The sequence below is a fragment of the Streptomyces sp. NBC_00503 genome (assembly GCF_036346895.1).
In the GTDB taxonomy this organism is placed as follows: domain Bacteria; phylum Actinomycetota; class Actinomycetes; order Streptomycetales; family Streptomycetaceae; genus Streptomyces.
In genome coordinates this window covers 289,531-310,275 of record NZ_CP107855.1, presented here as the reverse complement: position 1 = coordinate 310,275, position 20,745 = coordinate 289,531, and the positions used below count along the sequence as shown (strand labels likewise).

Here is a 20,745-nt window from a genome sequence, read left to right as displayed (position 1 = left end):
CTACGGGACTACCGGCCAGCGGAATCCGGGGAGGGCTTCGGGCGCAGCCGGAGCAGCGGGGTCGTGGGTACGCGTCCGGAACCGGAGCAGGCCGCGCCCGAGAGCTCGTCCCAGTGCGCGGGCAGGCGGCCGTCCTCCATCGGCTTGAAGAGCTGGTCGAGCCGCCCGCTGGTGCACTGCTCGCGGGCGGGGCACAGGGCCATCCCCACGGCCCATTCCACGTCGGTGAAACCGGCGTCCAGCTCGGCCCGCCGGAGCTCGATCCCGGTCGGCGCGGGTTCCGCCTCTGCCTCCGCCTCCGGTTCCGGGGCGACCGGCGGGGCCTGTCGGCCGAGGAGTTCGGTCAGCCGGTCGACCTCCGCGAGGGCCGCGTGCAGGTGCGCGGCCCAGCTTCCGGGTTCCGGGTGCGCCGCGGTGGCCGCGGCGGCGCGGGCCGCTTCCAGCGGAGTCGGGTCGGTCACGGGGATTCCTTCCGTCTCCCGGAGGGCCGGGGTTCTGCGTTCGGACAGGTCAGCATACGTGCGGGCCGGTCGGTCGGCGGCCGTGGTGCCGGCGGACGCGCTCCGGACCGACATGAGATGATCTTGAGCGGAGGAGGACCCCGGCGCGGCGATGCCGGGGCCCTCCTCTTTTCCTCACCCGGCCCGGGAGCGGTGCGCCAGTCCCGTGCGCCAGTCGCGCGTGTCAGTCCCGCGCGACGGCCTCCAGCGGGCTCAGGGCCGCTGCCCGGCGGGCCGGGGCGGCCGCCGCGACCGCACCGATGATCGCGAGGGAGGCCAGGCACACCACGAGCAGCGTCCCCCAGGGCGCACCCGAACATCGCGTCCTGCAGGTTGTCCACCGAGGCGTCCTTCGCCCCGGTCAGGGACACCAGCAGCCCGGCGCCGAGGAGGAGCAGGACCAGACCCAGTACGCCGCGCACCCGGGAGGCGGTGGCGGTCGGCGGCTGCTCGGACGAGCGCAGCGCCTCGACGGGCGCGACCCCGGCCGCCCTGCGGGACGGCAGCCACGCGGAGAGCACCGTGATGCCGACGCCCACGCCGAGCGCCGCCACGACCGGGAACGAGCCGATGAACAGCGAGACTCCGGCGAAGACCATCGGCATCTTCTGGTAGCCCCGGGTCAATACGTCGATGTAGGTGGCCTGTTGGGCTGCCTGGGCGGCGCGGCTGGTGGCCTCGGCCCCTTCGGGCTCATCGCGAAGCGGTCGGATGTCGTGCCCCCAGCCGCCCCCGCCCCCCTCGAACCCCCAGGTCAGACCCAGTGGAGCCGCCGCGACCGACGGCACCCCGGCGAGCCCGTTCCGCCGTGCCGGCGTACCGATCGATGGGCAACCACGCGCTGCCCGATACCCGTCGGATACAAAACCCGCCGCGCCCGTGTCCGTCACGCCGGTTGGGGCTCGGGGACCGGAGCTGCCCGATTTCCGGCGGGCCTTGCCACGTGGCGTCGGTAGGCGCTGGGCTCCATGCCGACCAGCTCGGTGAAGCGCGTACCGAAGATGCCCGGCGACGGGCAGCCGACCGCGAGGCGGACCTCACTGACGCCGAGGTCGCCATGGCGCAGCATCGCCGTGGCACGCTCGATGCGGCGCGCCGTGAGGTACGCGTACGGGGACTGGCCGAAGGCCAGCCGGAACTCGCGGCCGAGGTGCCTGGGGGCCATGCCCGCGTCGCGGGCCAGCGCCTCGACGTCCAGCGGCCGTGCGTACTCCCGGTCGATCCGGTCGCGGACGCGGCGCAGCCGTGCGAGGCCGCTCAGGCGCTGCGCCGCGGTACGCGCGCGCCCCCATGCGGGGAGACACATAAGGGAACTCCTCTTCGAAGACGACAGGAGGGCAGGGCGGCGCGACCTGCGGCGCGACGCGGCAGGACAGGACGCGACCGGAGCGGGCGGCTCAGCGGCGTTCTTGGATGCGGATCAGGTTGCCCGCCGGATCGCGGAAGGCGCAGTCGCGGACCCCGTAGGGCTGCTCGGTCGGCTCCTGCACGACCTCGGCGTCGGTCGCCTGCACCTTCTCGAAGGTGCCGTCGAGGTCCGGGGTGGCCAGCAGGATCCAGCCGTAGGTCCCCTTGGCCATCATCTCGGCGATGGTCCGCCGCTCGTCCTCGGTGATCCCGGGGTCTACGGCCGGCGGAGCCAGCAGGAGGGAGGTGCCGGGCTGACCGACGGGGCCGACCGTGATCCAGCGCATCCTGCCCTGGCCGACGTCGCTGCGGACCTCGAAGCCGAGGGCGTCGCGGTAGAACGCCACGGACGCGTCGGGGTCGTCGTGCGGCAGAACGCTCGTGTGAATGCTGATGTCCATGACGCAGATGCTAGGCGGGGCCGTGCGTCCCCCGCTTCTCGAAACCTGACCGATGGGCGCGGAGTTCGTAGCGGGGTCAGACGGGTCGCCTCGCGTAGCAGAAGAAGTGCTCCTCGGGCCCCGCCAGAGGCCCGGCGGGGACGAAGGACGAGGTGTGGTGGTGCAGTACCTCGAGGCCCGCCCCGGACAGCCGCGCCAGGTGCTGCTCCACGGAAAGGCTGCTGACGGTGACCGGGTGGCCCATCCACTCGATGTCCAGCCCTCGGATGTCTCCCGGCACCGTGGCCAGCACCAGGTACCCGCCCGGTGCGACCCACGACGCCATCCGGTCCAGGGCCGCCTCGATCTCCGGCTGGTCCATCACCAGGAGCGGGAAGAACGAGCAGACGCCGTCGAACCCGCCCGCCTCCGGTACGTACGTGCGCACGTCGGCCTGCTCGAACCGCGCACCCGGGACCAGGGTTCGGGCCGCCTCGACCATGGCCGCCGAGACGTCGATGCCGGTCACGGCGTACCCGGCGTCGGTGAGCGCCTGCGCGGTGGGCCGGCCGGTGCCGCTGCCCACGTCCAGCACCCGGGCCCCGGCGGGCAGCCGGTCCGCGAGCCAGTCCAGCGCGGCCAGTTGGTCGGGCACCCGGCCGAACAGGTCCTCGTACCGCTCACCCAGCGCGTCGAACAGCTCCGCGGCACTCTTGCGTCGTGTCGTCATGTCCCCTCCTGGACTCGGCTGTTGCCACGCTACCGGCGGCAACGTCCGGACACACGGGGTCCGTCGCCGCGGGGGCGACCGGAATCTCATCCGCGCTCACGGAGGTACGCCTCCAGCTCGGCCGCCCCGTTCAGCATCGCCCGTCCGCGGGCGGACAGCCGGCCGTGCCAGTCGCGCAGCGCGCCCTCCAGCGGCTCCAGCCCGCCGGCCTCCCGGACCCGGGCGATCAGCGGGGCGATCTGTTCCAACAGGTAGCCGCCCCGCCTGAGCTGGTGGACCATCCGGACGTCCCGTACGTCGGCCTCGTCGTAGACGCGGTACCCGGTCCGTGCGTCGCGGCGCGGGCACACCAGCCCGGCGTGCTCCCATTTGCGCAGCGTCGCCGGCCGGATTCCGAGCCGCCGTGCCAGCGGCCCGATGAACGTGCCGCCGGGCCCGGCCGCCGTATCCGGTTCGGGCGCCGGGGTGGGGCCGAGGTCGCGCAGGGCGTCCTCCACGGCCCGTAGGGTCCGCCGGTCGTCGAGGAGCTGGGCGTGGCTCTCGTCGATGAGGCGCAGCGCCTCGTCGACCGCGCCCTCGTTCACGGCCCGCATGATCGACGTCGCCGTCCGGTGCCCGTGGCCGGGCAGGAGGGCGAGGAACGCGCGCAGGGCCCCCGCGTGCAGCGGCGTATAGGTGCGGTAGCCGTGGGGGGTCCGGGCGGCGGCCGGAAGGATGCCGGCCTCTTCGTAGTTCCGAACCGCCTGCGTGGACAGGCCGTGCCCGCGCGCCAGATCGACCGGCCTCAGGCGCTCACTGCTTTGAAGGTTTCGCCCCATGCTCCTGCCGATTTCCCGGAAAAGTTTCAACCGAAAGTTCAACGATACCGTTGAAGGCATGGTCACTGACAGCGACATCAAAGACACCGACATCCAGGACATCGACATCAAGGACACCGCCCGTGCCGTCGGGGCGGCCGCCGTCATGCGGCTGCTCCAGGGCCGGCCCCGGCTGCTCGCCCTGGGCGAGCCCACCCACGGTGAGGACGCCCTGCTCGACCTGCGCAACGAGATCTTCCGACAGCTCGTCGAGGAAGAGGGCTACCGGACGATCGCGATCGAGAGCGACTGCCTGATGGGCCTGGTCGTGGACGAGTACGTCACCTCGGGCACGGGCTCCCTCGACGAGGTCATGGAGCGCGGGATCAGCCACGGATGGGGCGCGTCCGCGGCCAACCGTGAGCTCGTGCGCTGGATGCGCGACTACAACGACGGCCGGCCCGCGACGGACCGGCTCCGCTTCGCCGGGTTCGACGGCCCGCTGGAGATCACCGGCGCCGCCAGCCCCCGACAGGCCCTGACCGCACTCCACGGCTACCTCTCGGCCGAGGTGGACGCGGACCTGCTCCCCTGCACCGCACACACGCTGGACGGGCTGCTCGGCCCCGACGCCCCGTGGTCCGAACCCGCCGCGATGAGGGACCCGTCCCGGTCCGTGGGTCAGTCGCCGGAAGCCGGTCGGCTGCGGCTGATCGGCGACGATCTGGTGGCGCTGCTCGAAGAGCAGGCGCCGCACCTGATCGCGGCGACCTCGCGGGAGGACTGGGACCGGGCCCGCCTGTACGGGCGCACCGCGACCGGCCTGCTGCGCTATCACCACTGGATGGCCGACACCTCAGCGGCCCGTATGACCCGGCTGGTGGGCGTGCGGGACCAGATGATGGCCGACAACCTCCTCGCCCTCGCCGCTCGGGGCCCGGCGCTCGTCCATGCCCACAACGGCCACCTGCAGCGGGAGAAGAGCTCGATGCGGATGGGCGGGAAGCCGCTGGAGTGGTGGAGCGCCGGTGCGCTGGTGAGCACCCGGCTCGGTGAGGAGTACGCCTTCGTTTCCACGCTCCTCGGCACGATCCGGCACCGTGCTGTGGACGCGCCGCCGCCGGACACCCTCGAAGGTCTCCTGTACGCGCTCCCACAGGACCGCTGTGTCGTCGACGCCCGACAGCTGGCCGCCGCCCTCGGCGACACCCCGCCCGCACCCCAGGTGTCCCCCTGGTTCGGCTACGCCCCCTTCGACCCGGCCCACCTGGCGGACAGCGACGGCATCGTCTTCGTCAAGGACGTCCCGCGGCAACCCTCTCCGCAGTAATGGCGGGCCGGTCGAGCACGCCCCTCACGGCCCCCGCCAGACATTGGCGAACGCGGCCTTCTCGATGGACCGCCGCTGGCGTACGGCCTCCAGCTCCATCACCGCGTCGTTGACTCCGGCCAGCACGGTCGTCACCGCCTCGTCGTCGAGGCCCGGCCCCTGCGACTCACCGTTGTGGATCCCCACGGCCGAGGCGAGGGCGGCGAGGACGGGTTCCTCCGCCTTCCAGCGGCTCACCGCCCCGCGGCGCGCGGCCGAATCGGTCAGCTCCAGGCGGTCGGCGCCGAAGGGCGACCGGCCGCGCCGCCCGCGGATCAGGTGGCCGTCCTCCTCGAGGGCGGCCTGATAGGCCGCGGAGAGGTCCCGGCCCCTGCGCCACAGCCACTCCTCGACGGGCTCGTAGGGCGCCTGCCGGTTGAGCGCCGCCGACGCCCGGTCGAGCAGTCCGTCCTCCAGCGCCGGCTGTCCGTCCGGCACGATCCGGTCGCCGTCCAGCGCGACGGCCCGCGCACCGATGAGGTCGATCAGTTCGGCTCCCGCCAGTGCGAGTGAAAGGTCACCCTGTCCCACGGCGGCGTCCGGCTGTGCGTCCATGGAGATGATGAACAGGTCTTTCGCCGTGCTCATGAACGGCTCCCCTCGCAGTCATCGGGCCAGCTGCCTCCAGTATCGCCCCGGGCCCCGCCAAGCAGGGCCGACCCCGTAGAACGCGCGGGAGCCGGGCCCGCGGTCCGCGGGCCCGGCTCCTTCCCCTTCGGGGGCTCGCGTCGGGTCAGACGCGGTCGGCCGCGATCAGGAGGTACTGGAACGAGCCGTCCTTGTACGAGTTGATGAATGCCTCCTCGATGCCCGTGACCAGGGAGGAGGTGGCGCGCAGCTCCCAGTAGGGCAGGGTCGCCGGGGTCAGGTCGATGACGGCCTGCGGTACGAGGCGGTTGTCGGCCATGGCGCGCATGTACTCCCGGCGGGAGTGGATGTTGCACTCGAAGTGCGCGTTGATCTGGGAGACCCACTTCGAGGGCTGGCCGTAACGCGGGTTCCAGCAGCCGGTGATGGTCACGTAGCGGCCGCCGACGGACAGGATCCGGGAGTGCTCGGCGAAGAGGTCCTGGAGGTCGACGTACATGCTCGACTCGTTGTTCCAGGAGGCCGCGGCCGTGCCCGTCTCGAAGGGGGTGTCGAGCATGTTGCAGACGCGGGCGCGCACGGAGTCCTCGATGCCGAGTTCACGGGCGCGCCGGTTCGCGAAGTCGGCCTGCTTCGCCGACAGGGTGACGCCCTCCGCCTTGCAGCCGAAGCGCTGGTGGGCCATCACCAGGGAGCCGCCGCGGCCGCAGCCCGCGTCCACGAGCGTGTCCTCGCGCCCGATGGGGCCGAGGTGGTCCAGGAGGACGTCGGTCTGGGCCGACTCCAGCCGGTGCAGCTCGGCGATCAGGTTCTTCTCGTAATTGCTGTCCTCGGTGGAGCCGAGGGCGGCGTGGTCGACGTCGCCGATGCCGTAGTGGTGGTGGTACAGGCCGTCGACGTCACCGAGGCGCAGGTTCACCGGCCGGGCCTCGTGGTCCCAGTAACGGGCGATGTCGCCCTGGTACGGGGTCACGGGGGAGGGGATGAACGCGGTAGCCGGAGCGGTGGCGATGTTCGTGCTGGTGCTGGTCACAGATAAATCCATCCTTACCAGAAGTCGGGCAGGCTGTATCGATAGGTGTTGGTCTGGTGCCAGTAGTGGTTGCCGTCGACCCATACGGCCACACCCCGCAGGAAGCGCAGCATGCTCGGTACGGGGAAGGCGGCGGCCACGTCGGCGGCCGCGGCCTCGAAGGCGTGCATGAGGTCGTTGTGGACCTCGACGGCCTTGAGGAAGGCGTCGCGGACCGAGCAGCCCTCGCGTTCGGCGATCACCACGGGCAGGTTCAAGTGCAGCCCGGGGCTGGCGAGTTCCTTGGTGTAGGAGTACAGGTCGTTCACGATGGTGGTGGCGTTCCCGGCCAGCGCGATGACCCGCTGCACCGCGGGCTGTGCGTGCAGGTCCGCGGGCAGTTCGTAGCCGCCCACGGTGTCGGTGATGGTGGGGCAGGGGCGGAAGTTGTTGAACTGCCGCATCGACAGGTACTCCCAGACCTCCGGGACGTAGTCCGTCTCGGTCCAGGCGGCCTCGGCCAGGTATCCCAGGTGCAGCCGGGCCATGTCGTGCCGGAAACGGTCGGCCTGGGAGGGGCTGGCGGCCTGGACGAAGTACTGCATCGCGGAGCCGTAGGCGCGCCGGGGGGCGTCCGAACGCAGTGACTCGGCCCACTGCGGCTGATATTCCGCCGTCGTGTGCACGGGGTCCAGGGCGGTGTGCGCGAGCAGCAGGCGTCCGCCGAGGCCGACGGGCGAGCCTCCGTGGTCCTCGCAGTAGACGTCGTCGACCGCGTTCTCGGCCGCCATCAGCCGCGTGGCGATCATCAGGTGGTCGACGGTGGGAGCGTCCGGATGGCAGGCGACCATGTAGCGACCCAGCGAGAACCCGTCGAACTGGTCCTCCCAGTCCGGCGGGAACAGCTCGACCTCCTCCACCGCCCACTCCTTGATCCGGCGGCTGACCTCCTCCACCCGTACGGGGTCGGGTTCCGGCACCGGGTGGAAGTACAGCCCCGGCACCGGATTCCCCACCGCCTCCGGGACTCCGGGCACGGCCGCCGCAGCCCCGGACCTGACCAGATGGAGCCCCGCCGCCCCCAGACCGCTGGGGCCGCGCAGGATCCGCTCCAGGTCGGGAAGGGGTGTCCGCAGCGCGGCGGCGCCCTCCGGGACGAGAGCAGCCGTCAACTCGCCCACAGCGACCACGCTTTCCGGGCCCACGGCTACGGGTGCTGCGGGTACGAGCACGGGCGCGGGCTCAGCCGCCCGGACGGGCACGGTCCCCGTGACGGGTACGGACCAGGAGGGCGCTTCGGGGACGGGAGAGGGATCGACGGGATCGACGGGATCGGTCGGGGTGGTCTGGGCGGACGGAGCGGGCAGGACGGGCAGCGCGGACGGACCGCTGCCGACGGCTCCGATGCCATGACCATGGCCGTGGGCCCCGAATTGGGCCCCGAATTGGGCCGCGGCGGCAGGCAGGCTCGACTTCGGGGAGGAAGGCCCAGGATCGGGCATCCGTAGCTCCTTGGTGGGGTGGTTGGGCTGTCCCGGATCCCGGGCACACTCGGCCCGGCCGCGGCGCGGGCGCGCCACGGCCGTGGGGCAGGGGTCCGCTAGTGCCTGCGGGCGATCTGCACGTTCTCCAGCACCCCGAGCGCGTCGGGCACCAGGATCGCGGCGGAGTAGTAGGTGCTGACCAGGTAGGAGATGATGGACTTCTCGTCGATGCCCATGAAGCGCACCGACAGGCCGGGCTCGTACTCCTCCACCAGACCGGTCTGGCGCAGGCCGATGACGCCCTGCTTGTCCTCGCCGGTTCGCATCACGAGGATCGAGCTGGTGTTGTCCTTGTTGATCGGGATCTTGCTGCACGGCAGGATCGGGACCCCGCGCCAGGCCGGGACCTGCTGTCCACCGAGGTCGACGTGGTCCGGGTACAGTCCGCGGGCGTTGAACTCGCGGCCGATCGCCGCGATCGTCTTGGGGTGCGCGAGGAAGAACTTGGAGCCACGGCGCCGGCAGAGCAGCTCGTCGAGGTCGTCCGGGGTCGGGGGACCGGAGTGGGTCTGGATCCGCTGCTTGAAGGCGGCGTTGTGCAGGAGCCCGAACTCCGGGTTGTTGATGAGCTCGTACTCCTGGCGCTCGCGCAGCGCCTCGATGGTCAGCCGGAGTTGCTCCTCGGTCTGGTTCATCGGCTCGTTGTAGAGGTCCGCGACCCGGGTGTGGACCCGCAGTACGGTCTGGGCGATGGAGAGTTCGTACTCGCGCGGGTTGAGGTCGTAGTCGACGAAGGTACCCGGCAGTTCGGCCTCACCGGTGTGGCCGGCCGACATCGCGATCTCGGCCTCGCCGTGACGGTTCTGCCGTTGGAGCGGAAGCGAGGCGAACTGCCGCACATGGGACTGGAGGTGCGGAGCGCCGGCCACGATGGCGGCGAAGTCGGCGCGGGACAGGGTGAGCAGGGTCCCGGAGGTTTCGGCGGTGGCGGTGTAGTCCCACGTCGCATCGGCGTCCAGCAGGGCGTTCTCGCCGAACTGGTCGCCGTCCGCGAGGACGGCGACGGCGACCTCGTCGTCGTACTTGCCGACGGTGGTCTGGCTGATCCGGCCGTGGGCGATCAGGTGGATCCACTCGGCGGGAGTGCCGCGCTGGACGAGCACCTCACCGGCGCGGAAATCACGCTGCACGCAGCGCCCGGCCAGCGCGTTCAGCACGTCCTCGTCGTCGAAGTCGCGCAGTACCGCGAGCTCGCCGAGCTCGCGGGGGATCACCCGGACCCGGGAGCCGTCCTGGACGAACTCGATCCGCCCGTCGCCGACGGTGTAGGTCAGTCGGCGGTTCACCCGGTAGGTGCCGCCCTTGGTCTCCACCCACGGGAGCATCCTCAGCAGCCAGCGGGAGGTGATCTCCTGCATCTGAGGTGCGGACTTGGTCGTGGTGGCGAGGTTGCGGGCAGCGGCCGTACCCAGGCTGGACTGCCGGGGATCCGACTGCGCCTCGGGGCTGGTGTCCACGGTCATCAGACTGGCTCTCTTTCGTAAGGGCAGTGATCGACGTCCGCGCGCATCAGCCGGTGAAAGAAGAAAAAGAAGGCGAATATCCGGGCATTCCGTCGAGATCAAGGAGCACACTAACGGCCGGTTCGGCAGGTCAGGCCCCGTAAGCCATGGGCATTACCTCGATGCGGTGATCTTGTCCGCTAAAGCGTTTAGGGGCGGCCCGGGTGATATTTCGAGCCCATTCGAACACCCGATGCCGGACCTGCGGATCCCGGCCCCGGCGCGACATGCGACGTTTGGTCCGCTGCCAGGCGATATGCGACCCGGACGCGGCGATTGTGCCGGGCGGCGGCAGTGGCGCCGCCCATCATCAATCCACGGAAATGGCTGAATTAATGTTCCGCGATGGCGAATTCCCCCTATCGCCGCACCGGCTTCAGCTGGCCGAATCACGGCGGACCGTTATGGGGCGGGTGAACGCACTACCGTAGCGGGGGAGTGGGTAGCGGGGCGCCCTGCCTGGCGCTCAACGCCATGACTGCCAGGGAGTCCGTCCAGCCGAGCGGCGCGACGGATGAGGGGTTCCCCGCGCCGTTGACCGTCTCGGGAAACTCGCCGAGCCCGTTGCGCTTGGCGAGGACCCAGTTCAGCACCGCATCCGCCCGGTTCGTGTCGCCCAGTTGCGCCCAGGCCAGCGCGAAGAAGCTGGTGCTCGCGGTCCAGGCGTACGAACCCCATGGCGCGCCAGGGTCATTGCCCGGGAGCAGTCCCCCGTTGGGCAAGAGCAGGGCGCGGTAGGTGGATGCCAGGTCGGCCGGTAGATCGGCCGGGGCACTGTTGAAGGGCGGCGCCATGAACGTTGCCGCGCTGTCCCGGCCGTGTTTGCCGTCGACGGTGCGCTGGTAGCCCAGCGGCGCGAAGTACCGGGCGATCGCGGCCGAGAGCTTCCGGGCCGCGGTGGTCCACTTCACCCGGTCAGCGTCCTGCCCGAGATCTCCCGCGAGGTCGGCGGCCGCGTTGAGACCGGCGAGGAGCGGCGCCGCGGTACCGATGTTGGTGGTGGCGGTCGGCAGTTCCCAGTAGTCGGGGGAGGCCGGCGGGAGCCCGTTGGAGCCGAGTGAGGCAGCGGACCGGTCCGCTGCCTTGCTTACCATCGGGTAGAGAGCGCTCAGCCGCGCGTTCCGGTCGTCGGCGGGTGCCGCCTGGTACCACTGCCATGTGGCCCAGGGCACCCAGCCGTTGGCGTCGAGCTGCCAGGGGCGCGCGTCCGGCGGACCGCTGCCGTCCAGCTTCGTCCGGGCCTCCCAGGTCCCGTCGGCCCGTTGCGTGTGGGCGTCGTACTGGAGGATGCGGTACGCCTCTTCATCGTGGCCGGTGGCCGCGAAGGCCGCCGCCACGAAGGCACCGTCGCGCGGCCAGGAGTACTCCCACGGCGGCGACCAGGCCGCTGCCGAGGCCCCGTTGGGCTTGAGGAGGGCGCGCATCGACAGCAGCGCACGGCGTGCGGCAGCCCGCTGGTCGTCTGTGTTTCCGGGGACCGTGCCCGAGGCCAGCCAGCGCTTGCTCTCGGCGATCTGGGAGAGCGCGCCCGGGTCGTTCGCGGGGACCACGACGGAGGTCCGTGCCCCAGCAGGGAGGTATCGCCAGCGGCCGGACGGCAGGCGCAGCACGTTGCTGTCACCCACATAGGAGGCCCCGACCGCGAAGTCAGGGAGCACAGCTTCAGTGGAGCCGAGGTTACCGAGCACCCCTGAGGTACGGGCTTCGAGCGCCGTGGTGGGGACGTAGCACTGCTGCGTCTCGCCACACCGCTCGCTGCCGGTGGGCTCGACGTAGAACGCGAGCCGGGAGTCGTAGGCGTGCCAGCCGCCCCAGTACGCCTTGTCGTAGTTCCAGCTGGTCAGGGAGCCCGGCGCCGAGGAAACGGTGCCGTACCAGGCGATCGGCTTGTTCTCCGTCGTGGTCGCCTGCAGGTGGAGGTAGTAGGTGGCGCCCGGGGTGACGGCAGCGTTCACAGGGAACTCCAGCCACCCCGCGCCGGCCCCTCCCAGAGAAGCCAGGTTGATGGTCCTGCTCGCGATGGAGGAGGCACCGTCCGCCCTGTTCCTGCGGATCTGTGCTGTGATCTGACCAGTGGCGGCTCCGCTGGCCACGTACGCGCTCACTCGAGTGATGCGGCTGTTCCCCGTGGTGAAAGCCTGCGCTGCCGCGTTGTTCGTCGCTTTGACGCTGAACAATGCCGTGCCATGAAGCGACTGGCCGTCGTACGGCGTCGCCGCGACGGAAGAGGGCGCAGCTCCCCCCATCACGGTCACGGCCATCACGGGTGCAAGGATCTTAGCCACCGGAATGATCAATGCCCATGCCTTTCCGAAGCCGTGCGGCTTGGAAGGGCCGCAGCACCGGCACAGCATGCCATCGCGTGACCGCAACTACAGGAGCACCCGGCGGCCTCCCACCCGGACAGCGTAAGCATGCAGTCGTCGACCTCGGCACCCCACGTGGCCCTGATCCAGCCCCGGGTCGAAAGGCGGCACCGTGCGGCCAGTACGGCCTGTACGTGCCGCACGGCTTCCGGCTAACGGCTGAGCGAGCCGAGCGCCGCCGCGTCGTACGGCTTCAGCTCGTCGAAGCGGTTGCCGAGGACCTTCGCGGCCCACTGCGGGTCCTGGAGCAGCGCCCGGCCGACGGCGACCATGTCGAACTCGTCGCGTTCCATACGGTCCAGGAGGTTGTCGATGTCGCCGAGCGCCGCGCCCTCGCCGGCGAAGGCGCGGAGGAAGTCGCCGTCGAGGCCGACCGAGCCGACGGTGATGGTCGGCCGGCCGGTGAGCTTCTTGGTCCAGCCCGCCAGGTTCAGGTCCGAGCCCTCGAACTCCGGGAGCCAGTAGCGCCGGGTGGACGCGTGGAACGCGTCGACGCCCGCCGCCGCCAGCGGGGCGAGGATGGCCTCCAGCTCCTCGGGGGTCTGCGCGAGCCGTGCGTCGTAGGCCTCCTGCTTCCACTGCGAGTAGCGGAAGATCACCGGGAAGTCGGCCGGGACGCGCTCGCGGACCGCGGTCACGATCTCCGCGGCGAACTTCGTACGGGCCACCGCGCTGCCGCCGTATTCGTCGGTGCGGCGGTTGGTCCGGTCCCACAGGAACTGGTCGAGCAGGTAGCCGTGGGCGCCGTGCAGTTCGACGCCGTCGAAGCCGATCCGCGCGGCCTCCGCGGCGGCGTCGGCGAACGCGCCGATGACGTCGTCGAGGTCGGTGCGGGTCATCGCCCTGCCGGTCCCCTCGGTGCCGTCGACGCGGATGCCGGAGGGGCCGACGGCGGGGGCATCGGCGTACGGGGCTTCGCCGTGCTTGCGCACCATGCCTATGTGCCACAGCTGGGGCACGATCGTGCCGCCGGCCTCGTGCACGGCCGCGGCGACCTTCGCCCACCCCGCCAGCTGGTCCTCGCCGTGGAACCGCGGCACCTGGTCGCTCTGCCCGGCGGAGTCGTGGCCGACGTAGGTGCCCTCGGTGACGATCAGGCCCACGCCCGCGGCGGCGCGGCTGGCGTAGTACGCCTGCACGTCCTCGCCGGGCACGCCGCCGGGGGAGAACATCCGCGTCATCGGCGCCATGGCGATGCGGTTGGGGACGGTCAGACCGTTCAGCTCGATGGGCCGGGACAGGATCTCGGCCGCACGGGAGGCGGTGGACGTGGTGACGGTCATGCGGGTCCTCCGGGTTAAGGCTGTGGCTCGTCGGACGGCAACGAGAAGTGCATAGTACACAGGCTATGTATCATGCATATTGCAGTGTCCGCGATAATCGACGATCGACCATGGAGCGGCGGGCCGGACCGGGAGGCGCAGTGCTGGAGAAAGTGGAGCGGGAGCTGATGCTGCTCTCGCGGCACCAGGTGCTGGCCCGGCGCGAGCGCGATCCCGAACGCCTGGAGCGCTCGGCGTACCTGCTGCTCAGCCGGATCGACACACAAGGCCCCATGTCCATCGGGCAGTTGGCGGATGCCTTCGGGCTCGACACCTCGACCGTGAACCGTCAGACGGCCGCGCTGCTGCGTTGCGGACTGGCCGAGCGCGTCGCGGACCCGGACGGCGGCATGGCCCGCAAGCTGTGCATCACCGTGGAGGGCGGGCGCCGGCTCGCCGAAGACCGTGAGGTCAACCGGTCCTGCCTGGCCCGGGTGGTCGCCGACTGGTCCCCCGAGGAAGTGCGGGAGCTGGCGGAGGTCCTGGTCCGGCTCAACCGCAGTGCCGAGGCCCTCGAAGGACGGTACTGGCCGCGCACGGAGGACGAGTAGCGCCCACCGGCACGCCGAGCCGGTGCCCGGCCCCTGCGGGGGCGGGACACCGGCTCCGTGGGTCAGGAGACGGTGACGAACTTCGCGATGCTCGGCACCCCCTGGGCGTCGAGCGCGAAGAGCATGTAGGTACCCGGCAGCACCACACCGGGATCGGCGGGTACGGACACCGCGTACGTCCCGGTCCCCGTGGCGGCCGACACCAGCGGGATCCGGCGCTGGTCGTTGTCGGTGGAGTGCGTGGCGGCCGCGGCCCGCATGAGGACGAAGGAGGCTACGGGGCCCTGGGTGCTCACCGTGAGGGAGGTGCCCGGGGCGGTCCTGGGGGGCACGCCCGCGGTGATGAGCGGACGCGGCTTCGGCGAGCCGTCCGCGTTGAGCAGGTACGGCGGGGTGAAGACGGCCCCGTCCGGGTGGTTGGTCGCGCAGTCACCGCACAGCCCTCCACCGCCCGAGAAGATGCGCCCGTCCGGCAGCAGGTTCGCCACGCTGTGGTAGTTGCGCGGGATGGCCATGGTGGCGAGCGGGGTGAAACCGCCGGTCGCCGGGTCCCACAGTTCGGGGGTCAGGACCGAGGTCGCGTCGCTGAACGGCACCGGAAGGGCCTGTCCGCCGAAGACGGCCACCTTGCCGTCGGGCATGACGACGCTGTTGCCGAAGCCGCGGGCGTACCCCATGTCGCCGGTACGGGCGGCCCGGACCTGGTCGCCGTCGACGGTCACGGTGTAGGCGCGCTGGGTCGCGGGGGTGTTCTGGTAGGCGGGCGAGCCGCCCAGGGTGAGCAGCTTGCCTATGTCGTAGGCGACGGCGTTGCCGGTCATCGCGTCCCCGCTGTCGGCCCGCGGGCCCGCGGAGGTGATGCTGCCGCTCCCGCTGGTCGAGATCCAGTTCATCTGCTTGCTCGGGCCCAGCTGGAGCACCTTGCCGCCCGAAGTGGCGTGCAGCCACATGTGGTTGTCGGCGCGGTACGGCCCGGCCGGGTCGGCCGTCTGGGCCGGAGCGGCGGGGACGCCCGGGAGGGTGCGCCAGGTCCGGGTGTCCGGTGACCAGACCTCGCCGGCCTTGTCGCCCGCGGTCCCGCTCCAGGATCCGCCGAGGACGAAGGCCTCGCCGGTGGAGAGCAGCGTCATGGCCTGGTAGCCGCGGGCGATGTTCATGCTCGTGGTGGCCGACCAGTCGTCGGTCGCCGGGTCGTAGATGCTCGCCTTCTCGGCGTTGCTGCCCCCGGTGACCAGCACGCGGCCGTCCGCCAGCATCGCGATCCCGGGACAGAACATGTCGTGCCCGGTGTTGTCGATGCGGCGCTGGGTGACCTTGCCCGTCTTCAGATCCAGGACCGCGGTCTGGGTGTACCCGTTGCTGCCGCCGAACCGGTCGACGGCGTACGCGGACCAGGCCAGGAGTTTGTCCCCCGGCAGGACCGCGGTGGCCACCGGGACCAGGGGGAAGCCGGTGATCCGGTCCCAGGACCCGTGGACGGCCGGGCTGGCCGGTCCGCTCAGGCGTATCTCCGCCGCCGAGGTCCACGGACCGCGTGCGCCGGCCTCGCCGGTCACGGTCAGGCGTATGAAGCGGGTGTTCTCGGCGCGGGTGAAGGTGGCGGTCTTGACGGTGTCGTCGTCCCGCCAGGCACCCGCGGAGACCGGTGCGCCGAAGGTGGCGCCGTCCGTGCTGGTGGTGATGGTGTACGCCCCCACCCGCCCGTTGGCCCCGTCGGGGCGGGGCTGGTAGGCGAGCGCGGAGACCACGGCCGTGCGGTGCATGTCGATGGTGATGCTGTGCGGGAAGGGGGCGGGGGCGGCTCCGCTCCACTTGCTGTGCCAGATGGTGTTGCCGTTCCCGTCGAGCACGTTCGCGGCGCGCCCGTTCTCGCCGCTGGTCTCCTCGTCGCTCGCCGCCGCCGTCCACCCGGTCCGGGGCAGGTCGACGGTGGCCGCCGGGGTTCCGGGGTCACCCAGCAGGTTGATCTCGGCGGCCGAGGTCCAGGGCCCGCGGCCGCCGGCTTCGGTGAGCGCCGTCAGCCGTACGAACCGCATCCCCTGAGGGGCGAACCCGAGCGTCTTGGCGCCGGCGTCGTCCGCGAGGGTTCCGGTGGCCACCGGGCTCGCCCAGCTCTGCCCGTCCGCACTGACACTGATGCTGTACTCGCCGATGCGCCCGTTGCCCCCGTTGGAGCGGGGCAGGTAGACGAGCGCGGAGACCACGGCCGTGCGGTGCATGTCGATGGTGATGCTGTGCGGCAGGGGAGCGGGGGTGCCGCTCCACTTGCTGTGCCAGATGGTGCCGCTGTCACCGTCGAGCACGTTCGCGGCGCGCCCGTTCTCGCTGCCGGTCTCCTCGTCGCTCGCCGCCGCCGTCCACCCGGTCCGGTCGAGGGTGGGGGCCGCGGGCTCCATGGCGTTCGCAGGGACGATGCCGTGGTGCGGGGACTTCGTCGCCGGCTGCTGATCGAAGGGCGCGAGAGTGGATCGGGGATCGTGCCCCCGGTCGGCCGCCGCCGAACTCTCGACCCCGAGCATCGGCGTCAGCGCGAGCAGCAGCGAGCCGATGCCGAAACCGATGAGCAGATGGGACCGGCGTAACGCGCGGCCGAGGAAATGGGGCTGCCTGGACTGCAATCTGACCTCCTGAAGCGAACTGGTGTGCCCACAGAAGATAGGCCAGATGGGCAACAACCCCCTTGAAAGGACAGGGAGTCAGCGTGAAACCGCGAGTGCCTGGCCGATTTGGCGCAGGCCTGCGACCGGCACCGGGCCGGGGCCCGAACGGCCTTCCGGCGGTGGTGGCCCCGCGGACCCGCCCTTAACTTCGTTTCATGGACTCGACGAGCGGCGACCCGCCGGCTGCCGGGAGATCGCCTGCCGGGGATCTGCCTGCCGGGACACTGCCCGCCGGAACGCCGGCCCGCCTCCCGGCCGGACTCGTCGTGCTGGCCTGGCTGACGCAGTTCCTCGTGGGGACCGACCTCTTCGTGGTGGCCCCGCTGCTTCCCGCCATCGCGACCTCCCTCGACGTGTCCCCCGCCGGCACCGGGCTGATGATCACGGTGTTCTCCATCGCCTACGTGGTGGCTTCGCCCTTCGCCGGCTGGCTCTCCGACCGCAAGGACCGCGCCACGATCCTGGTGTGGGCCCTGCTGCTGTTCTCCGTGGCCAACATCGCCACCGCCCTGGCTCCGAACTTCGGCCTGCTGCTGGTGACCCGCGTGGTGGCCGGCGTCGCGGCCGCGGCCACCGGCCCCACCGTGTACTCGCTGGTCAGCAGCCGTGCACGGCCCCAGGCGCGAGCCCAGGTACTGGCCGTGGTGGGCTCGGGACTGCTGACCGCCCTGTGGGTGGGCGCCCCGGCGGGGGCGCTGCTCAGCCAGCACGTGGGCTGGCAGGCCACCTTCGTCATCCTCGCCGCGGGCACGTTCCTGCTGGCCCTGCCCAACGCGTTCGTCTGGCGCCGCGGGCCGGGTTCCCCGAGCGGCCCACCGAAGGAGGCGGTGAAGAGCGGGCGCAACAGCACGGGCGTCGCGGTGTTCGGAGTCGCCGTCACCACCCTGTGGGCCTTCGCCGTCTACAGCCTCTACACCTTCCTGGCCATCGCCCTGCACTCCGACGGCAGGAAGGGCGACGTGACGTGGCTGCTCGTCGTCTACGGGGTCGGAGCCGTCATCGGCGGGCAGGTCGGCGGCCGGTTCGCCGACCGGGCCGGCGCCGTACGCGTCACGAGGACGGCCCTGGCCCTGACGGCCGTACTGGAGGCGGCGGTGGCCCTGGTCTATCCGGCCACCTGGGCCCTGGCCTGCGCGCTGGGACTCTTCGCACTGGCCGCCTACGCGTTCTTCCCCGCCCAGCAGCGGCACCTGGTGGACATGTTCCCCGAGCGGGCCACCGGCATGCTGTCGTGGAACAACAGCGCGCTGTTCGTGGGCCTCTCCCTGGCGGGCGCCGTCGGGGGACAGGCGGTGGATGTCCTCGGATACCCGACGTTCCTGTACATCGGCGCCGCCGTGGCCGTAGCGGCCTGCCTGGTGGCGGGCGGGCGACCCGCCCGTCCACCCCGCCCGGCCCCGCCCGACGGGCAGGAGGCCCGCACATGACCGATTCCCCTTCCCCCGATTCCCCTTCCACCGCACTGACGCCACCCGATAGCGGCCGGTACGGAGCGGACCTGTTCGAGCCCGAGCACCCGCGCGAGGCCGAGCGGATCGACGCCGGCGCACTGGTCTACGACCCCTTCACCACCGGGCGGCTACGGGAACTGGGCGTCGGGCCGGGCCTGCGCTGCCTGGAGGTGGGCGCCGGGACCGGAACGGTGGCGCGCTGGCTGCTGGAGGAGGCGGGCGTCGACGAGGTGGTCGCCCTGGACAGGGACACCAGCGCCCTGGCCGGCCTCGCGGACGCCCGGCTGCGGATCGTCACCGCCGATCTCACGGACGAGGACCTGCGGCCGGGAACCTTCGATCTGATCCACGCCAGGTTCGTCCTGATGCACCTGCCCGAGCGCCGCCGACTCCTCTCGCGGCTCGCGGGCTGGCTCAACCCCGGGGGCTGGCTGGTGCTCGGCGACGCCGTGGAGGTGCCGGGTACCCCCGATCTCCCTTCCGCCTACCGGCGGACCATGGACGCCATGTGGCAGGCGCTGAGGACGACCATCGGCACCGACACCTCCACCGTCCCCGCGTACCCGCACTTCCTGAGGGAGGAGGGCCTGCGACACGTCGCCGCGGAAATGTTCGTACCGCCCCTGGTCGCCGGAAGCCCGCTGGCCCTCTTCTGGTCGCAGACGTGGAGCCGGATGCGCCCCGCCCTGGAGGACACCGGCCGGGTGGACGCCGCCGTCATCGACGAGGCCCTGGCCTACCTGGCCTCGCCCCGGCTCGCCGAACTGGGGCCGGGCCTGATGACGGCCTGGGGACAGCGCCCCTGACGGCTGTGGCAGCACGGCGGAAGTGCTGAACACAGAGATCAACGGCCGGCCCGCCACCGTCGGGGACGTGCACAGGGCCGTGACGTGGAACTACGGCCACTTCACCTCGATGCAGGTGCGTGACGGGGCGGTTCGCGGTCTGGAACTGCACCTGCGGCGGTTGGAGGCGGCCTCGCGCGAGCTCTTCGCCCATGCCGCCGGGATCGACGGGGACAGGATCCGGGGGCCGGTCCGCCACGCGCTCGGCGACGAGCGCGCCGCGTCGGTCCGCGTGAGCGTCCTGCCCGCGGTCACCGCGCCCTCGGCCACCGACGTCATGGTGTCGGTCTCCGACCCCGTCGCCGATGCGCCGGCCCCAGCCCGGCGGGTGGTCACCACCACGTACGAGCGCGATCTGCCCCATCTCAAGCACATGGCGACGTTGGGCCTGACCTACCGGGCGCTCCAGGCACGGGAAGCGGGATTCGACGACGTCCTGTTCGTGGGCCGTGACGGGTACCTGCGCGAGGGATCGGTCTGGAACGTGGCGTTCTGGGACGGCGAACGAGTCCTGTGGCCCGAGGCCGAGGTCCTGACCGGCATCACGATGCAATTGCTGCGCAGCGGACTGGACGGGACCGGCGTGCCGTGGGCGATCCGCCGTCTGACCAAGAACGCCCTGCCCGCGCTGCGGGCCGCCGCGGCGACCAATTCCCACTGCCCCGGCCAGCCGTTGGCATCCATCGACGAGGTCACCTTCCCCGACGACGGCACCTTGACCAGGGCCTTGAACGCCGCTTGGGCCGAGATCCCCTGGGAGGCGCTCCAGGCCCGGTGCCGCGCCATCTGCTGATCCTCCTTGACCTCAAGCTGAGTTGAGGTCCTACCGTCACGTCTTGTTGATCACCACCTGACGGCAGGAGAAGACAGATGATCCTCGTGACCGGGGCCACCGGAAACATAGGCAGCGCGCTCTTGAGGGAGCTCGGAGAGTCCGAGGCCGGACCGTTGAGGGGGCTCACGCGTGACGTTGCGGGAGCCGCCTTCCCGGCCGGGGTCGAGGCCGTCGAAGGCGACCTCTCCCGGACGGCTTCGCTGGAGCCCGCCCTGGAGGGGGTGCGTTCACTGTTCCTCGTGTCGCGCATGGGCTCGGACGCCGAGATCATCGAGGCCGCCCGCCGGGCAGGCGTGGAGCACGTGGTGCTGGTGTCCTCCATCACCGCCCAGACCCATCCGCACCTGGGGCCCGCCCGCGAGAACCTGGTCGTCGAGCAACTGCTCAAGGACAGCGGAATGGCATGGACGATCCTGCGGCCGACGCAGTTCGCCTCCAATGCCCTGTGGTGGGCGGGAACCATCCGCGAACACGAGACGGTCCGCGTGCCCTACGCGGACATCGGCCTCCCCACCATCCACCCCGCGGACATCGCCTCCGTGGCCCGGGCCGCCCTGACCGGGCCGGGCCACCGCGAGCGTACGTACGCGCTGACCGGTCCGGAGCGGATCACGGCCCGGGAGCAGGTCGCGGCCATCGCGGCGACGCTGGGACGGGATGTGCCGTTCGCCCGGATCAGCCGCGAGGAGGCCCACGGGGCAGCTGGCGGCCATCCTGGGGGACGAAGGCGCGGACGCGGTCCTCGATCTGACGGGCGGCGACATCAACGACGAACTGCAGGCCGTGCGCGATACCGTCTCCGAGGTCACCGGTGCCCCGGCCAGGACGTTCTCGCAATGGATCTCGGAGAACGCCGCCGCGTTCCGCGGAACCGCCCGGCCCTGAG

Annotated in this window: 18 protein-coding genes and 1 pseudogene; 7 read left to right on the top strand and 12 right to left on the bottom strand. The window is 71.5% G+C overall.

The window, feature by feature from the left end; genetic code table 11:
- Positions 1-8: 8 nt before the first annotated feature.
- Entirely contained in the window at positions 9-461 is a 453-nt protein-coding gene (locus OG490_RS01565; protein WP_330294447.1) for a hypothetical protein, read from the bottom strand.
- A gap of 372 nt (positions 462-833) precedes the next feature.
- On the opposite strand from OG490_RS01565, the gene OG490_RS01560 reads away from it, so the two are divergent.
- A complete protein-coding gene (locus OG490_RS01560; protein WP_330294446.1) occupies positions 834-1,115 on the top strand; it encodes a hypothetical protein in 282 nt (93 codons plus the stop codon).
- A gap of 271 nt (positions 1,116-1,386) precedes the next feature.
- Here OG490_RS01560 and OG490_RS01555 read toward each other — a convergent pair whose 3' ends face one another.
- The 4 genes from OG490_RS01555 to OG490_RS01540 all read right to left on the bottom strand — a co-directional run bounded on the left by OG490_RS01555 (position 1,387) and on the right by OG490_RS01540 (position 3,835).
- Positions 1,387-1,806, bottom strand: coding sequence for a helix-turn-helix transcriptional regulator (locus OG490_RS01555; protein WP_330294445.1), 420 nt, complete (start codon positions 1,804-1,806; stop codon positions 1,387-1,389).
- A gap of 91 nt (positions 1,807-1,897) precedes the next feature.
- Positions 1,898-2,308 carry a VOC family protein gene (locus OG490_RS01550; RefSeq protein WP_330294444.1) on the bottom strand — a complete coding sequence of 137 codons (411 nt, stop codon included), beginning with the start codon at positions 2,306-2,308 and terminating at the stop codon, positions 1,898-1,900.
- A 76-nt stretch (positions 2,309-2,384) separates the two neighbouring features.
- The gene (locus OG490_RS01545; protein ID WP_330294443.1) at positions 2,385-3,017 is read right to left on the bottom strand and encodes a class I SAM-dependent methyltransferase; all 633 of its coding nucleotides are present in this window, start codon (positions 3,015-3,017) and stop codon (positions 2,385-2,387) included.
- An 86-nt stretch (positions 3,018-3,103) separates the two neighbouring features.
- Positions 3,104-3,835, bottom strand: a complete 732-nt coding sequence (locus tag OG490_RS01540) for a TioE family transcriptional regulator (RefSeq protein WP_330294442.1) — start codon at positions 3,833-3,835, stop codon at positions 3,104-3,106.
- 58 nt (positions 3,836-3,893) lie between these two features.
- Between OG490_RS01540 and OG490_RS01535 the strand changes: the two genes are divergently transcribed.
- Positions 3,894-5,144, top strand: a complete 1,251-nt coding sequence (locus tag OG490_RS01535; RefSeq protein WP_330294441.1) for an erythromycin esterase family protein — start codon at positions 3,894-3,896, stop codon at positions 5,142-5,144.
- Positions 5,145-5,168: 24 nt separating this feature from the next.
- On the opposite strand, the gene OG490_RS01530 is transcribed toward OG490_RS01535, so the two are convergent.
- The 6 genes from OG490_RS01530 to OG490_RS01505 all read right to left on the bottom strand — a co-directional run bounded on the left by OG490_RS01530 (position 5,169) and on the right by OG490_RS01505 (position 13,478).
- Positions 5,169-5,771: a GOLPH3/VPS74 family protein gene (locus OG490_RS01530; protein WP_330294440.1), complete on the bottom strand. Its 603-nt coding sequence runs from the start codon at positions 5,769-5,771 to the stop codon at positions 5,169-5,171.
- 145 nt (positions 5,772-5,916) lie between these two features.
- Positions 5,917-6,816: a geranyl diphosphate 2-C-methyltransferase gene (locus tag OG490_RS01525; protein ID WP_330294439.1), complete on the bottom strand. Its 900-nt coding sequence runs from the start codon at positions 6,814-6,816 to the stop codon at positions 5,917-5,919.
- Positions 6,817-6,818: 2 nt separating this feature from the next.
- Positions 6,819-8,285 carry a family 2 encapsulin nanocompartment cargo protein terpene cyclase gene (locus OG490_RS01520; RefSeq protein ID WP_330294438.1) on the bottom strand — a complete coding sequence of 489 codons (1,467 nt, stop codon included), beginning with the start codon at positions 8,283-8,285 and terminating at the stop codon, positions 6,819-6,821.
- Positions 8,286-8,383: 98 nt separating this feature from the next.
- Positions 8,384-9,790, bottom strand: a complete 1,407-nt coding sequence (locus OG490_RS01515) for a family 2B encapsulin nanocompartment shell protein (RefSeq protein ID WP_330294437.1) — start codon at positions 9,788-9,790, stop codon at positions 8,384-8,386.
- 461 nt (positions 9,791-10,251) lie between these two features.
- Positions 10,252-11,784: a hypothetical protein gene (locus OG490_RS01510; RefSeq protein WP_330294436.1), complete on the bottom strand. Its 1,533-nt coding sequence runs from the start codon at positions 11,782-11,784 to the stop codon at positions 10,252-10,254.
- A 563-nt stretch (positions 11,785-12,347) separates the two neighbouring features.
- Complete coding sequence (locus OG490_RS01505; RefSeq protein WP_330294435.1) at positions 12,348-13,478, bottom strand: NADH:flavin oxidoreductase; 1,131 nt, start codon at positions 13,476-13,478, stop codon at positions 12,348-12,350.
- A gap of 110 nt (positions 13,479-13,588) precedes the next feature.
- Between OG490_RS01505 and OG490_RS01500 the strand changes: the two genes are divergently transcribed.
- Positions 13,589-14,068 carry a MarR family winged helix-turn-helix transcriptional regulator gene (locus tag OG490_RS01500; RefSeq protein ID WP_330294434.1) on the top strand — a complete coding sequence of 160 codons (480 nt, stop codon included), beginning with the start codon at positions 13,589-13,591 and terminating at the stop codon, positions 14,066-14,068.
- A gap of 62 nt (positions 14,069-14,130) precedes the next feature.
- Here OG490_RS01500 and OG490_RS01495 read toward each other — a convergent pair whose 3' ends face one another.
- Positions 14,131-16,686 (bottom strand): discoidin domain-containing protein, encoded by a 2,556-nt coding sequence (locus tag OG490_RS01495; protein WP_330294433.1) that lies wholly within the window; start codon positions 16,684-16,686, stop codon positions 14,131-14,133.
- A gap of 197 nt (positions 16,687-16,883) precedes the next feature.
- On the opposite strand from OG490_RS01495, the gene OG490_RS01490 reads away from it, so the two are divergent.
- The 4 genes and pseudogenes from OG490_RS01490 to OG490_RS01475 all read left to right on the top strand — a co-directional run bounded on the left by OG490_RS01490 (position 16,884) and on the right by OG490_RS01475 (position 20,744).
- Entirely contained in the window at positions 16,884-18,155 is a 1,272-nt protein-coding gene (locus tag OG490_RS01490) for an MFS transporter (RefSeq protein ID WP_330294432.1), read from the top strand.
- Entirely contained in the window at positions 18,152-18,985 is an 834-nt protein-coding gene (locus tag OG490_RS01485) for a class I SAM-dependent methyltransferase (RefSeq protein WP_330294431.1), read from the top strand. The genes OG490_RS01490 and OG490_RS01485 overlap by 4 nt, the downstream gene beginning before the upstream one ends.
- 22 nt (positions 18,986-19,007) lie before the next feature.
- Positions 19,008-19,817 (top strand): aminotransferase class IV, encoded by an 810-nt coding sequence (locus OG490_RS01480; RefSeq protein WP_330294430.1) that lies wholly within the window; start codon positions 19,008-19,010, stop codon positions 19,815-19,817.
- Positions 19,818-19,894: 77 nt separating this feature from the next.
- Positions 19,895-20,744: pseudogene (locus tag OG490_RS01475) on the top strand (NAD(P)H-binding protein).
- Position 20,745 lies beyond the last annotated feature (1 nt).

What these genes read in the sequence shown, in the direction of transcription:
- OG490_RS01540 (WP_330294442.1), bottom strand. Translation starts at nt 3,835, where the DNA reads ATGGGGCGAAACCTTCAAAGCAGTGAGCGCCTGAGGCCGGTCGATCTG.
- OG490_RS01535 (WP_330294441.1), top strand. Translation starts at nt 3,894, where the DNA reads ATGGTCACTGACAGCGACATCAAAGACACCGACATCCAGGACATCGAC.
- OG490_RS01500 (WP_330294434.1), top strand. Translation starts at nt 13,589, where the DNA reads ATGGAGCGGCGGGCCGGACCGGGAGGCGCAGTGCTGGAGAAAGTGGAG.
- OG490_RS01555 (WP_330294445.1), bottom strand. Translation starts at nt 1,806, where the DNA reads ATGTGTCTCCCCGCATGGGGGCGCGCGCGTACCGCGGCGCAGCGCCTG.
- OG490_RS01520 (WP_330294438.1), bottom strand. Translation starts at nt 8,285, where the DNA reads ATGCCCGATCCTGGGCCTTCCTCCCCGAAGTCGAGCCTGCCTGCCGCC.
- OG490_RS01515 (WP_330294437.1), bottom strand. Translation starts at nt 9,790, where the DNA reads ATGACCGTGGACACCAGCCCCGAGGCGCAGTCGGATCCCCGGCAGTCC.
- OG490_RS01530 (WP_330294440.1), bottom strand. Translation starts at nt 5,771, where the DNA reads ATGAGCACGGCGAAAGACCTGTTCATCATCTCCATGGACGCACAGCCG.
- OG490_RS01545 (WP_330294443.1), bottom strand. Translation starts at nt 3,017, where the DNA reads ATGACGACACGACGCAAGAGTGCCGCGGAGCTGTTCGACGCGCTGGGT.
- OG490_RS01505 (WP_330294435.1), bottom strand. Translation starts at nt 13,478, where the DNA reads ATGACCGTCACCACGTCCACCGCCTCCCGTGCGGCCGAGATCCTGTCC.
- OG490_RS01525 (WP_330294439.1), bottom strand. Translation starts at nt 6,816, where the DNA reads ATGGATTTATCTGTGACCAGCACCAGCACGAACATCGCCACCGCTCCG.
- OG490_RS01490 (WP_330294432.1), top strand. Translation starts at nt 16,884, where the DNA reads ATGGACTCGACGAGCGGCGACCCGCCGGCTGCCGGGAGATCGCCTGCC.
- OG490_RS01485 (WP_330294431.1), top strand. Translation starts at nt 18,152, where the DNA reads ATGACCGATTCCCCTTCCCCCGATTCCCCTTCCACCGCACTGACGCCA.
- OG490_RS01550 (WP_330294444.1), bottom strand. Translation starts at nt 2,308, where the DNA reads ATGGACATCAGCATTCACACGAGCGTTCTGCCGCACGACGACCCCGAC.